We start from the raw sequence: 14,646 nt of genomic DNA, 5'->3' as shown, positions 1-14,646 counted from the left end.
CCTGTATGTTTACCGATTTGGCTTGTTTTGCAGCCCAGCGATGAGTTTAGGGACACGCCCTAGGGCGTGCCCCTAGCTCGTTAAGCGATCAATCACTTCGCGAAGTTTTTCTGCAAACACGGGCTTAACCAAAAAGTCATCCATACCAGCAGCCAAGCATTTAGCTTCATCGTCACTGTGCGCATGCGCCGTCAATGCAATAATGGGCAATCGTCGCTTTGAGGCTTCCTCGGCCTGCCGGTACTCTCGTGTAATATCCAAACCACTCATATCGGGCAGGCTGATATCCATCAGCACCAAATCATAACCTTCAGATGAATGCAGTTTTTCCAAAGCAGTCTTTCCATCAGCTGCAACGTCAGTCTGACACTCCAATTTTTCCAACATGTGCAAAACGACTTTTTGATTCATGAGATTGTCTTCAACCAGGAGAATACGCTTACCTGGAAACACTTCTGGCAGTGCCTCATGCTTAGCAATCTCAAGCTGGGCTTCACCGGCCATATACTCCATCGGAATTTTCAGGTGGAAACGAGTTCCCTTCCCCTCTTCACTCTCCACCTCGATTTTACCCTTAAGCACACCGAGCATTTTGGTGACAATGGCCAAACCCAAACCCACACCACCATGACGCCTTGAGTACTCATCATGCTTTTCACTGCGCACTTGCGTAAAAGCATTAAACACCTGCTTTAAACGTTTTTTCGGAATGCCGATACCCGTGTCTTTAACATCCACCAATAACGTAAAGCCTTGCTTTGTTTTAGGCCCAACCCTCAAAACGACAGAAACGCCCCCGTGCTCAGTGTACTTCAGGGCGTTATCCGTTAGGTTATATAGGACTTGGCGAAGCCGCTGATCATCGCCGTACAGCTGATCGGGCAAGCCATCGCAATCAATATGAAAATACAAGGCCTTCTCAGCCGCCTTATAACCGAGCTCGGCATCCAGTTGCTCCAAAATTTCACGCGGTGAAAACGGGCTTTTTTGTAAACGCAAAGTGCCAGACTGCGCTTTACTAAAATCCAATATATTGTTAATTAAATGCAATAAGGCCTGGCCTGAATTGAATATGGTTTGCAAATAGTGCTGCTCGCGCTCTCTTGGCAGCTCTTCTTGTTGTATGATGCGCGTCATACCCAAAATAATATTTAACGGCGTGCGCAGCTCGTGAGTCATCATCGCCAAAAAGTCTGATTTGGCTTTATTGGCTTTTTCAGCGACCGTTTTCGCACGCTTCAAGGCCGCCTCGGCTTTTTTACGCTGTGATATATCCAGAGAAATACCCACCATGCCCACGACTTGCTGTTTTGCGCCAAAAATCGGCACTTTATACGTCATGTAGCTAGCCGGCTTACCCCGTTCATCAAACGCCTTCTCTTCAACAATTAGGGTTTCACCCGTACTCATCACACTTTCATCGATCTGCCTGGTTTCCTCCAGAAGCTCACCTGCCAAGAAATCATCCAGGGTTCGCCCAACGATTTCATGACGATGCCCAAGCCCTGCTAAACGCGAGAGTGCCTCGTTACAACCCAGATAATGCCCACTACGATCTTTCCAATACACATTCCCCGGGAAACAAGCCAATATGCTTTCATAAAACTGGCTAATCGCAGTCACGCTGTCTATATAGCTGACATCAGAAAAGGCCTGACCCCCAGAAATTTTTCTCACCAAATCGGCTATCAAGGTTTTTTGCTGACTCGAATAGTACTGCCAATTAACACTCTCGTGCTCAGCTTGGGACTCAACAAACTTGTTAAGATCAAAAGAAAAACCAAAGAGCCCTTCCACCTTATTATCAGAAGATCTGATCGGTACTTTAATACTCAAATAATTTGACTCAAGACCTGACTCATTAAAGCCGACCTCCTCAAGCATCACAGGCTGACCCGATGCCAATACCGCTGTATCCGCCTCGATCACTTTAGACACGATCTTGCCCGCGTGCTCAAAGTATTCTTCGATGCGCTTACCTTGGATATCCGCCACAGAGCTTGCGCCCATCGCCAGCAAATTTGAGGTATTCGAGCCCAAATAGCGTCGCTCGCTATCCATCCAGTAAATATTGCCTGGAAACAGATTAAATAAATCTTCCAAGGTTAAGAAAGCACCAGGAAACAAGCGGCATGGCAGCGCTTGAGGCGCCAATGGTTTAAACAAAATTAGACTGTAGTCACCCATATAGTTTTTCAGCGTTTGCCAACGATAATCGGCCATATCACAAAAATCACCACTGGCCAGGCCCAACAATCGACTCAATGCTTGAGGGTGCGCCAGCGTTTGCAACAAGAGTCTGTCAAAAGCACAGGGCATATTTTCAATGGAGAAAAAATGGCGGGCATAGAGGTTCGCCACGACAAGATTATTCTCACGATCAAGAAGAACAGCATGTTCAGAAAAAAATTCAACAGCCTGAGTCAGCGCCGTCAAATCATGCTTGCTTGCCACAACTCACTCACTTTAGTAGACTGAAACCCGCGGGATGATTAACACTATAGACCTATAGTATGATATCTCATCGCTGACATCGCAAGCGGTGATGCACTATGAAATCAACAAGACCTCAAGCAAAGAAAGTTTACCTTTATGGTGATGACGCCTTAATGATTGAGTGCTACAAAGCCTTGTCAGCGTGTGGCCTCACTATTGAATCACTGGTGCTTGCGTCAACCACACTCATTGACTGGGCTGAATCCACTGGGCTTTCCTACACGCTGGATCACGAAGGCGCTTTCAATGGCATTAAAAAAACCGCGCTTATTATCAACAGCTGCCGATCACATCCCCCGCTTGGCGATAGATCTAAGGCTTTAGAGCTTTGCTACTTTGAAACTGAAACACCTTGCCTGTATGAGCGCAGCCCAATACCGCTGGCGCTACTCAACGACAGCGAACACTATACCATTTGCTGGGGCCTTGTAAAAAGTGACACCGCCTGCCTGGTTGAGCAGGCCAAATTAAGCCTAAAAGCCGAGCTTTCAAGCGGCGAGGTCATCGAACAATGTTTGTTGGCCGCAAGCGATTTATTGCCGCTCATCGTTGAGAAGCTTGAAGACATTTTAAAACTCAGCCTAAACTTTCTTTTGCTTGCCAAAACCCACCAATCACTGCCTTACACTCTCATTAACGAACTTAACGATCAAAAGCTGATTGCTCGATATATACGCGCGCTTTGCTTTGGCAACTTTGACAACCCTTATCAATTGCCTACCCTGGTCATCAACGATGAAGCCTATGTCTGCCAAGACTATAAAAGCCTGGATCAAAAACCACGCAGCACACCATTACGCCTCATACAAATTAATGAAGAGTCGATGACCCTAGATACGCAAACTGGCAAAATGACACTTGACCGCTTGCAACGGATTGACGAACAGCCATTTTCCAGCAAAAAACTAAAACGCTCAATCGTGTTACCCCATACACTCACGACGCCAACCGAACTTCACAGACTAAAAGCCACAAACCTCAACGAAACACACCTACTCCATATTTTTCGCAGTCAGCTCGCCTCACCTTTGCCTTATTTTGCCAGCCGAAAACGCAGCGGCACCCCTGCCAGCCAACATCATTTCAGCACACCACATGAAAGCCCAAGCATTCTGGCTGCGCTAGCCATATACATCGCCAAGCTCAACAACGCCGAAAACGTGCTGATCGGCCATCACACTGAAGACTTGCCGGATAGTTTGAAAAAGCTTGCCTCATCATGCCAGCCAATACACATAACAATAGACAAAGAAACCAGCAACGCATCCGTTCGCGAGCAGGCAAAACAGGAACTGAATGCTAAACACCAGCTTTTGCCTCACGACTTTTTCTTACGCCACCCCACAATACCCAAAGAAAATACACGATGGATAAGCGACAATATTGTAAGCTTTTCACAGCGCAAGAAAGCGCCTGAGCAACCCATTTCAGACTTAGCGGTTCATCACAATATTGAAAACCAACAAGTCACCGTCTTCTTTCAATCTGCGCTGCTAAATTTTGATGAACAGAGTGCCATTTGTCGCCAGATTGCCGCTCACTTGGAACATATTCTAAACCAAATACAGGGGCACCCTGATCTTGTTATAAAGCACCTGTCTATCAACACACCCGAAGAGCATGCAACCATCATTGCCATGAGTCGAGGCCCGCAATACACGCCGAGCCACGAACGCTTAATCCCTTTTTTTGAGCAATGCGTAAAACAGTGGCCAGATCAGCCTGCGATCATCGACGGTGATAACACACTAAGTTATAAAGAACTTGACACCCTGAGCAGCACATTGGCTAACCATCTCAAAGCACTAATGAGAGATAGCGAAACGCTTGTCGCACTTTATGGTGATCGTTGTGCAAACATTATTATTGCCATACTCGGCATTCTAAAAGCCGGGAAAATCTACGTGCCGATTGATGCAAAAAACCCTCCCGCAAGGATACAGATTATACTTTCGAGCTGTAACTGCACCCTCGTGCTTTACGATGGTAAGGCCATCGAAGAACAAACCAAAGAAATCCGCCAACTCAATATACACAGTCTTTTTACACTGCGTGAGATAACAGAAGAAAATTCGGAAATTAAAGGCGAAGACCCCGCCTGCCTTTTATTTACTTCTGGTAGCACCGGAAAACCCAAAGGAGTTTACATCCCTAGGCGCGCCATTGTGAACCATGTCGAAGTGTATCAACGCCTATTCTCTCCAAGGCCAGGCAGTAAGATATCCTTCATCTCAAGCATAGGCTTTGACGGGTCCATAGCGGACTTGTTCCCTTGTTTACTTTCAGGTGCCGCCGTTATCGTCGCTCCTAAAGGCGTTGAACATGACATAGAAACGCTGACGGACTGGATTAACGATGCGGGTATTAGTCATTGTTTCCTCTCAACCGCCTTAATCAACCTACTGCTCAAACAAGCCGACAAGCTTGAAATCAAACAAGCGATAACACTGCTGTCTGGAGGCGCCGCCCTAAACCCTTACAAAACTCAGATTCACAATGTGACATTGAGCAATCTCTATGGGCCCACTGAAGCAACAGGCTTTGTCACACAAGCACGTATCGAAGCCAGTGATGATGAACGTCGCCACCCGACCATTGGCGTGCCCGTCGACAATAATGACATTTATATTTTAACACCTGACAATAAACTCAGCCCCATCGGCGCGATAGGTGAAATCCATATCACTGGGTTAAACTTAAGCCTAGGCTACACAGACAAAGCGCTCACAGAAAAAAAATTCGTTTCAATCTCGATTGATGGCGAAACAAAAAAAGCCTACGCCACAGGCGATCTCGCACGCTACTTGCCCGATGGTAGCTTGGACTTTATTGGCAGGAAAGATACGCAAAATAAAATCAACGGCTATCTCGTTGATACCATGGAAATCAAACAAACCCTGCTGCGCCACGAGGGCATTGCACAAGTTGCTGTGGTCGTACAAGGAAAGCAAAATAAACCTGTATTAATTGCCTATCTTGTTGCCAGCAAACGTCACCCGCTAAACCTAGAGTCAATTAAAGACTACATGCAGGAGCAATTACCAAGTTATATGCAACCTGCATTTTATCTCTTACTTGATCGAATACCGACAAACCTCAACCAGAAAATCGACATAGCAGCCTTAGAAAAAACGCTCAGTACTCGAACAGAAACAGAAAGCAGACTGATCAAACAACTTGAAACCGTCATTGGTGTTCCACTTGAGCATTTTATCCATCGTCATACTCGCCTATCCAGCATCGGTCTTAATTCGCTCATGCGTATTGAACTTGCCTTTGCGCTTGAAACCGCCTTCAATGTACCTGTAAGCATCAAAGTTTTTTACGCCTATGATTCTTTCGAATCACTTGCAGCCTACCTAGACTCCGCAAAGAAAAAAACAGAACCATCCAGGTTTAATCTACCCCAAAAGACTTCTCTTTCTGGGCCGCAAATACTGATCGCGAACTTTATAAAACTCAATCCAGAGTCGCCTGCTTACAACATCGCCATCAGCTGGCGCCTCAATGAAAAGCTCGACTTAACACGACTCAATCAAGCATTAGCCGAACTCATCAAACAACAGCCGATATTAACTTCACGGATCGACCTAAACAAAAATGAAATCGAGCTCACAAACCAAACCATTACTGTAAAAGCGAAAAGCTTTAGCGATAGCGACTTACTCAATCAGTTCAAAACCAAGCTGCAAGAAGAGCCATTTGAACTAGCCAAAAAACCTGCTTTTCGAGCTGTACTGATACGGCACAATGATCACGATGAGTTTTTCATTGTCGTTCACCACATTATCTTTGATGATTGGTCATTGGGTATCTTTTGCGAACAGCTTTCTAAACTTTACAATGGGGAATCACCAAGTCATGCAGAGCTAAACTACCTCAACTTCTGCGAAAAAACCCACGAAACTGTCGACGAAAACAAACTAAGTTATTGGCAACAAGAACTTAAAAATATAAAACCGCTAAGTCTGCCCTACGATAAAGTTGAGAATGAGCTTGCCCTACACGGAAAAACCTTACAACACAGTATTCCAGCCCCGCTGGCCTCACACATCAAACAAACGCTTTCCGAAAACAATGTCACATTTTTTGGTGCTTTATGTGCGGTGTTTGCGTTTAGCCTAAGTATCTTTTCACGCAGCGACGATGTTTATTTTCTATTTCCCTATATCAACCGCGAAGACAGCGGCTTTGAGAAAATTATCGGCTACTTTTCAAACACACTACCTTTAATATTTAATCTCGACCCAGAAAAAACCTTACATGAACTCATCTCTACAAGCTTAAATCGTGTACACAACGCGATAGAGCATGCCATTAACTTTGAGTCTATCAACGCTTGTTTACCCAAAGAGCTTAGAAAAGACGTTCACCTTGCCAGCGCACTGATCAACTATCAGCTTGAGAAAAGCAATCGCCTTGCACTTGGCAAGCAATTATCAGAAGAGCCCTCAATTTACTACACAGGCACAAAACTTGACTTGAGCATTAACGTCTTTGAACGATCCGGCAAGCTCATTGTAGAGGCTGAATTTAACACCAATCGCTTTTCAAATAATTTAATCGAGAAATTCGTAGCCTTCTTTGCCTATCAGCTTGAAAATATTGCTTGGCAACTTGACACACCGCTTAAACAACTACCCCTCTGCCCGCCTGAACTAATTGAATCAATTTCAGGGTTTGAGCACGACGGCGAGTTGGCTTTAGGTTTTAACCATTGCTATGACGCTTTCGCAGACATCGTAAAAAAATACCCAAACAACACAGCCATTATCAGCGATACGCAAGCCGTCTCCTATGCTATTTTAGGCGATCACGTCAAGTGCATTTACAGCACGCTATCGCAACCCAATATGGCGTCTTCTCGGGCTACAGGGCTACTTATCACCCCAGGCATAAGCCTGGTTGCTACCATGCTTGCCTGCTTGCGGCTCGGCCGCCCCTATATTTTACTAAGCCTTGAAGAAACTGATGCCGCTATCAGTGATTTACTCAGCAGCATGGACGCATCACTACTAGTGTGCGACAACAACACCGTATTGCGCGCCAAAGGACTATCGCCAAACACACTAAACATTGACGAGACAACCCAAAACCACATCATCGCGGAGAAAACACCAAGCTTAGATGACTTGGCTTGCTTTTTTTACACCTCAGGCACAACCGGTCGTCGAAAAATCATCAACATCAGCCACGCAAATATCTTGACGCTCGCACAAAGCCAAATCAAAACACTCTGTCTGGATGCGAGTGATCGCGTACTGAGCGTGTCAAACGTGACCTTTGACGCTTTCCACTGGGAAGTATTTGGCGCCATTTTATCCGGGGCTAGTCTTGTTTTATTCAGTGAAAAGATCTTACCCGGCCAAATGCTGAACCAAAAGCTGCGTGATTACGACATCACACAAATTGCGTGCACACCGGCTCTACTCACTTACTCATCACCAGATTCCAACATTAAGCTTAAACGTATCATTATGGGCGGTGAGACTTGCCCACTCAACACCGCGAAACGTTGGCGCACTGCGACAGAATGTTTGTATGTCGCGTACGGGCCTGCCGAAGGCAGCGTGGCTGTTACCCTAGGGCTTTATGAAGCAAACAAACCACGCAGCGTCGGAAAAACTTTTGGTAATGCAAAGGTGTACTTGCTCGATAAGCATTACCGACGACTGCCCCCAGGTTTTATTGGGGAGATCTACATTGGCGGGATGAATGTCTGCCAAGGCTATCACAATCAAAACCAGCTTAATGATAGCCGTTTCTTAAAAAATCCTTTCGGCATCGGCAAGCTTTATAAAACCGGCGACTTAGGACGATGGTTTGATGACGGTGACTTAGAGTTTCTTGGCAGGGAAGATTACCAGGTCAAATTATTTGGCTATCGCATCGAGCTGGAGGCCATCGCAAGGGCTTTTCTAGATGATGAATATATTCAACAAGCTTATGCAGCCGTCATTTCAATAGAAGATAGTCCCTGCCTTTGTGTCTATTTAGTCTCACAAGACACACTGCAACTTGACGTGTTGAAAGAAACTGTGAAGCATAAATTACCTTTCTATATGCTTCCTCACAGACTTATTCAGATTGAGGCTATTCCACTCACACAAAGTGGCAAAGTGGATATCAAAGCACTACCACTGCCTAAAGCCAACGACGATCATACCTTAAAAGTCAGCAGCCCAACCGAGACAGCGTTGATCGCTTTATGGCAAAAGCTTCTCCCCCATGCGACCATTAATCATGATACGCGCTTTTTTGAGGCTGGCGGGCATTCTATTTTAGCCGCCTACTTGATAGATAGCCTCAAAAACGAATTTCAATTATCAATTTCTTATGCTGATCTGATTAAACACAACTCCATTGAAGAACTGGCCGCACTGATCGATGGGGATGCCATACAGAAAGACAATGAATTGCTGCATATTAACGCTGTGCATAACGGCACGCCGCTGATTCTCATTCACCCGATGGGCGGCACCATCTTCTGGTACTTAAATACCGCCAAAGATATCAACAACCCAGTCTTTGCCATACAAGACCCCAGCATTGAACGTGACTGTGAATTCAGCTCATTGCAGGAAATGGCCAAACATTATTACGACTTAATTAAAACTAGCTTACCGAAGGGGCCGTATATTCTCGGAGGCGCTTCATCAGGCAGTAATATTGCCGCAGAGATCAGCGAACTCATGCGTCAAAACCACGATGAGATCCTGGCAATACTATCACTTGATGGCTGGGCACTTTACCCTAAACGTTTTGAAGAAAAGCAACTCGTAAAAGCCGCGGTAAAAGCACAGGTCGACAAATACACCGAACAGTTCAAACACTACGCGATCAAAGATCCGGCTCGCTGGTTAGCTCGCCAAGATGCGCGAATAGAACTCATGCTACACTACAAACCTTGTGAGGTTCACTGCCCACTGTATCTTTTCAAAGCGCAAGATATTGGTCCGCTCTTTGAAGCCATCGATGCCAGTGACAATCACTGGACACAATATTGTCATAAATCAGTACACATCGTGACAGTTTCAGGCGATCATGAGAGCATGCACGATCAACGCCACGCCGCAAGCTTGGCAGTTGCCATCAACACAGCCATCGATGTATTGAGTCATCCAATAACCAGTTAGGAGTCAGCATGGAAGTGATTATTGTGACAGGCGGCTCAAAAGGGATCGGCCAAGCCACCATCCAATTACTACAACGCCACGGCAAAATAGTCTACAACCTCGACATCGTTGAGCCTGAAAACAGGGATACTTATTATATCCACTGCGACCTAACACAGGCCGATGACATTCAATCTGCCCTGGAAAAAATTCACACCAAAGAAGGACGTATCGACCAACTCGTCGCGAACGTTGGCAAACATTTGTCTTGCGACATCGAGCACTCAAGCCTTGACGATTACCAGAACATGATGGACGTGAACCTTAAGAGCGCTTTCCTAAGCCTTAAATTCTCGATACCTTATATAAAACAACAAAACCGTGGCGCCATTGTGCTGGTCGGCTCAGATCAAACCTTCATCGCCAAACCCAACTCAACGCTGTATGCGATGAGCAAAGCCGCGCTGGGTAATTTGGCCCGCTCAACCGCGCTGGATTACGCAGCCAATAATATTCGCGTGAACTGTGTGTGCCCAGGCACCATTGATACCCCCCTGTATCGTGAAGCCATCGCACGTCACAGCCAAAAAAGTGGCATTCCTTTGCATGAGATTGAGCAAGCCGAAGCACGTGAACAGCCCTTAGGTCGCGTGGGCAAACCTGAGGAAGTCGCCGAACTGATACATTTTCTCTTATCAGATAAAGCAAGCTTTATTACGGGTGCTTTATATGCGATCGATGGCGGTTATACTGCGGCCTGAGGCAATCATTCACACGCTCAAGGCGCGCGCGCCCATTGTCAACACGCCCTTACAGACCTAAGACAGATTTCACAAAAGGCACGGTGAGTTTTCGCTGCGCACTCAAAGACGCTTGGTCCAGCTGATCTAAAATATTGGCTAATGTCGCCATATCGCGCTGACAATGGCGCAACAGATAATCGGCCACCGGCTCGCTTAAGGTGAAACCGCGATGTTCAGCTCTGAAGTATAAGGCCTTTTTCTTTTCTTCTTCGTCGAGTGCATGAAGCTGGTATACCACACCCCAGCTCAAACGAGAACGCAAATCCGCCAAACGAAATAACACATTTTTGGGCGCTTGATGCAAACTCATAATTAAACGATGCCCGCTCTCGCGCATACGATTGAAAAAATGAAACAAAGCTTCTTCCCAATCATCTTGACCCGCCAGCGCATCAATATTATCCAAGCAAACCAAGTGCAAGGCTTCTAAATTGTCAAACGCATCGACTGAACCACACGCAGCCAAACAGGCCATGTCTAAATACATCGCAGGCAAGCCAATCGATGCTGTTTCTCGGCAAGCAGCCTGCAGTAGATGCGAGCAACCCGCGCCCTGCTTGCCCCACAGCAGTAAATAGTGCTCGCCACGCCCACGCGCCATTTCGCGCACGCTGGCAAGCACCTGGGTATTTTTTGCAGGGTAAAAGTTCTCAAAGCTCGCGTTATCTTCAAGCTGTACACCTAAAGTGAGCTGCTCACTCATACCTGCTCACCTTCCACACCGCTTGGAAAATATTTTCGGCACAAATGACGGAAAAAGACCATCAACACCGCTGAAACTGGCAGCGCGAGCAAAACCCCGACAAAGCCAAACAAGCGCCCGCCAACGAGCACAGCAAAAATTACCGCAACAGGATGTAGACCGATACGATCACCCACGAACCAAGGTGAGAACACCAGGCTTTCGCAGACTTCACCGATGGCGTAAACAATCAACACGCCAATAATGTAATACCAAGAATGAAACTGGACCGCGGCGGCGATTAAGGCCACAAGAATACCGGTAATAAACCCGAGATAAGGCACCACGCTCAAAATACCCGACATGACGCCGACCAATAAGGCGACATCCAAACCCACAATGGATAAACCTAAAGAATAGACAAACCCCAAGCCAATCATCACCAATAACTGGCCACGAATAAAGCCCGCCAAGCGATCACCGCACTCACTGAGCAAACTTAACATTGTTTCACGCCTAGCCGCCGACAAAGGAATATACAACTTACCTTGCGTGCGCACCTTTTCCCAATCGTACATCAAGTAGATGGTAACGACAGGAATCATAATAATATTCAACAACACTTCCATGATGGTATAGCCTGAATGCGCGACCGTGGTAAACACCGCTTTAACCAAACCACCGCCCGATTGAATATGCTGCAAAAGTAAGTCGCGCGCATTTTCAGCACTAAAGCTACCGCCCGCCGCGGCAAACCAACTTGAAATGCGTGGCAATACGTTTTGCGAAACCCAGTCGATCATGTGAGGCAAGTTCGTGATCAATCTCACCAACTGTGTTTCCAGGGAAGGAATTAAAACCAATAACAAACCGACGATCACAATCACGGCCAAAATAAACACAATAAAGGCTGAAACAATACGCGGCACATGAAAGCGCTGAAGACGCGTGACCACCGGGTCTAGAAAGTAGGCGAGTAAGAACGAAATCACAAACGGTATGAGCACAGGACTTAAAACATAGACCAGCAGCGCAGCAATAATAATACCCACAAACACCATCCATCGTTGCGAATCTGTCATCATATTCTCCTTAATTGATACACCAAAGCGTTGGCGTTCTCTGGCGACGGGCTTTTCACACGAGACAATACCGAGCCGAGCGCTATCTCACGCGCCAACACGGTCACATCGCCATGTGTTGTCACCTCAAAATCGATTTGCCCATTGTGCGCGCTTTGAAGGCTTACCGTTTTAACCGCCGTAAGCTGGTTTAAATATTTTAACACCCGAGCGTAGGCATCCAAGGTTTCAACCCCATCCACACTCAGCGTTGCGCTGGATGCACTAGTCCCCGCAAGGCTCACCGAGTAATTACTTGCCAGTGAATCACTGACTGCGTCCACCCCTTTTTGCACTAAGAGCGAGATATTATCCGCCGTGATTTGGAATCGCTGCTGCTGGCCGTTAGAAGACAACAACCACACGCTACTGAGTGCCGCAGGGTCTGTTTCATCGACGCGCACCACCAACACCGCATCGGGCACATAACGTGCCGAAGCGCTCATGACCGCACTCATTTGTAATTGCCAAAGCTCGCTTGCACTCAAGGCTTGCATATCATTGATATCCAGCATCGGTAACATCAAGGGTAACCCTCGGGCATGCGCGTCGAGTTCAAGCTGGCCGACCGGGCTTGAAGAATCACCGCTATTAAGTATTTTCATGCCCTGGTCATTTTTAAGCACCAACCAAACTAAAACGACAGGGCGCGTTGCCCCCCAAATGCTCTGACCGGCACTCGCCAATAAGGCATTGACCGAATCACGTGAAAACACAAAACGCACTTCGTCCGAGGTGCCGTTGCTGCCCGACACATAGGCGTATTCTTGCAAATAATTACCAGGAGACTGTAAGGCCGTTTGCACCGCTGGCAAACTTGTGACGGCGGAACTGCCGCTTAAACGAACTAACATATTAGAAAAGGCTTGAGACAAGGCTGTGTTACGAGCATCGGCCGTGCGATTAGCCACAGGGAGGGTATACGTGTAAAGATTGGTCAAGCTCGCCGCAAAGACACTCGTGGTCAAGCATATCCCAATTAATAGCGCCCAGGCTTTTCGCATTGCGCTCTTTCCTCTATCCATTGTCGTCATTTTTTGATTTAATGGAGCATAGCATGACAAAGCAAGGAACGAAATCATGTTTAATTCAGCCATCGACCTTCTTCACAGCTCCGGCATTGTTAAGGGTCGCGAAACACATTTAAAAGCCCGCCTGGTTGTCGCGTTGATCTTACTCGTGCTATCCGCTCTAGGCGTCTTCATGACAGACTTCGCCCCGGAAGAAATGGCCTGGAAATACTGGGTCTACGTCACCCCGCTTTTTGCCGTGATCTGCATCGTGCTGTCTTGGATTGTTTCACGACACCACGAACTCTCTTTCACCATCGTCTGGCATGAAATTTTGCACTGGATCGGTTTACTCGGCGCGATTTACCTAGTTTCGCTGGTCATTAGCTCTGGCATCATCAGCTTTTTGGTCGGCGGTATTTTTGCGCTCACCTTATTGTCACTCGCGATGTTTTTAGCCGGAGTGCATTTTGATTCCATGTATTTGGTCATCGGCATCTTGCTCGGCTTTCTCGTTGTGATCCAAACACTGCTTGTGAAGTACCTCACCTTCATCTTGATCCCGCTCATTGTGATCGTCGCGCTGTTCTTTTTCTGGCGTTATCGCCACGGCAAAAAGACCGATAACGCCCCAAAACAGGAAAAAAGTGAAAAAACCGTTCAAAATCAAACACATCATTCCGATGATGAGCTATAATGCCCGCTAGGTTTTGTGGAGAAGGACACCATGACAGCCATTAAGTCACGGATCATTGAAAAAATCAGCCTGAGCCAAGATCAGCTCAGCGTGCAAGATGTTGCCATGAGCATCAACGCTATTTTGGATAAATTTGCCGACCACCTCGCAGAAGGTGGCCGCATTGAAATTCGCGGTTTCGGCAGTTTTTCACTGCACTATCGCCCACCGCGCCAAGCACACAACCCGAAAACGGGCGAAAAGCTCGTTACCCCACCGAAGTACGCAGTGCACTTCAAACCGGGTAAAGAGCTGCGTGAGCAAGTCGATTATACGCAAGACGAGAGCTAGTTTTCACAAAGCGTAACATTTGGCGTAGTCGTACCCGCCACACAATAAACGTAATAAAAATTCGTTGAGGCTGCAAACGTTACGCTTGAAGATTGAGGAATGTCTGTAAAATCAACAACGTCATGGCTATCGTCGTCGTCATCATTTGACAACCAAAAGTGATAGCCGGGACTGCTAGACCAACTTCCTTCAACCTCACCCACCGCAAGCTCAGAGCTTGCGCCAAGACAAACCACACAAGCAACCTGGCCTGCAGACCCTGTCTGGTATGTGACAGCACCTTCGTTACCAAAATAGCCAGTCACCTGCCCACGCTGACCCAAATTTAAAGCAAAAGCACAGCTCGAAAAAGCCAATAATATCATTAATACCCATAGCTTAGTTTTCATTAT

9 protein-coding genes are annotated in these 14,646 nt (G+C 46.7%); 4 read left to right on the top strand and 5 right to left on the bottom strand.

Features of this window, described 5'->3' with window-relative positions; all coding sequences use genetic code 11:
• Window positions 1–72: 72 nt before the first annotated feature.
• Complete coding sequence (locus tag COV52_03465; GenBank protein PIR11532.1) at window positions 73–2,454, bottom strand: hypothetical protein; 2,382 nt, start codon at window positions 2,452–2,454, stop codon at window positions 73–75.
• Window positions 2,455–2,552: 98 nt separating this feature from the next.
• Between COV52_03465 and COV52_03460 the strand changes: the two genes are divergently transcribed.
• Together COV52_03460 and COV52_03455 are read left to right on the top strand one after the other, a co-directional pair.
• A complete protein-coding gene (locus tag COV52_03460; protein PIR11531.1) occupies window positions 2,553–9,632 on the top strand; it encodes a hypothetical protein in 7,080 nt (2,359 codons plus the stop codon).
• A gap of 8 nt (window positions 9,633–9,640) precedes the next feature.
• A complete protein-coding gene (locus COV52_03455) occupies window positions 9,641–10,372 on the top strand; it encodes a hypothetical protein (protein PIR11530.1) in 732 nt (243 codons plus the stop codon).
• A 49-nt stretch (window positions 10,373–10,421) separates the two neighbouring features.
• Here COV52_03455 and hda read toward each other — a convergent pair whose 3' ends face one another.
• Genes hda through COV52_03440 form a run of 3 tightly spaced genes read right to left on the bottom strand, consistent with a single transcriptional unit; the run spans window position 10,422 to window position 13,314 of the window.
• Window positions 10,422–11,117, bottom strand: a complete 696-nt coding sequence (gene hda, locus COV52_03450; GenBank protein PIR11529.1) for a DnaA regulatory inactivator Hda — start codon at window positions 11,115–11,117, stop codon at window positions 10,422–10,424.
• Complete coding sequence (locus COV52_03445; protein PIR11528.1) at window positions 11,114–12,181, bottom strand: AI-2E family transporter; 1,068 nt, start codon at window positions 12,179–12,181, stop codon at window positions 11,114–11,116. The genes hda and COV52_03445 overlap by 4 nt, the downstream gene beginning before the upstream one ends.
• Window positions 12,178–13,314 (bottom strand): hypothetical protein, encoded by a 1,137-nt coding sequence (locus COV52_03440; GenBank protein ID PIR11527.1) that lies wholly within the window; start codon window positions 13,312–13,314, stop codon window positions 12,178–12,180. The genes COV52_03445 and COV52_03440 overlap by 4 nt, the downstream gene beginning before the upstream one ends.
• Here COV52_03440 and COV52_03435 point away from each other — a divergent pair.
• Window positions 13,298–13,924 (top strand): hypothetical protein, encoded by a 627-nt coding sequence (locus COV52_03435; GenBank protein ID PIR11526.1) that lies wholly within the window; start codon window positions 13,298–13,300, stop codon window positions 13,922–13,924. The two genes, COV52_03440 and COV52_03435, sit on opposite strands and share 17 nt — an antisense overlap.
• A gap of 30 nt (window positions 13,925–13,954) precedes the next feature.
• Entirely contained in the window at window positions 13,955–14,254 is a 300-nt protein-coding gene (locus COV52_03430) for an integration host factor subunit beta (protein ID PIR11525.1), read from the top strand.
• Here the strand turns inward: COV52_03430 and COV52_03425 are convergent.
• Window positions 14,251–14,643, bottom strand: coding sequence for a hypothetical protein (locus tag COV52_03425; protein PIR11524.1), 393 nt, complete (start codon window positions 14,641–14,643; stop codon window positions 14,251–14,253). The two genes, COV52_03430 and COV52_03425, sit on opposite strands and share 4 nt — an antisense overlap.
• Window positions 14,644–14,646 lie beyond the last annotated feature (3 nt).

The sequence above is a fragment of the Gammaproteobacteria bacterium CG11_big_fil_rev_8_21_14_0_20_46_22 genome, from assembly GCA_002796245.1.
Taxonomy (GTDB): Bacteria; Pseudomonadota; Gammaproteobacteria; order UBA12402; family UBA12402; genus 1-14-0-20-46-22.
This window is presented reverse-complemented; position numbering and strand designations above follow the sequence as displayed.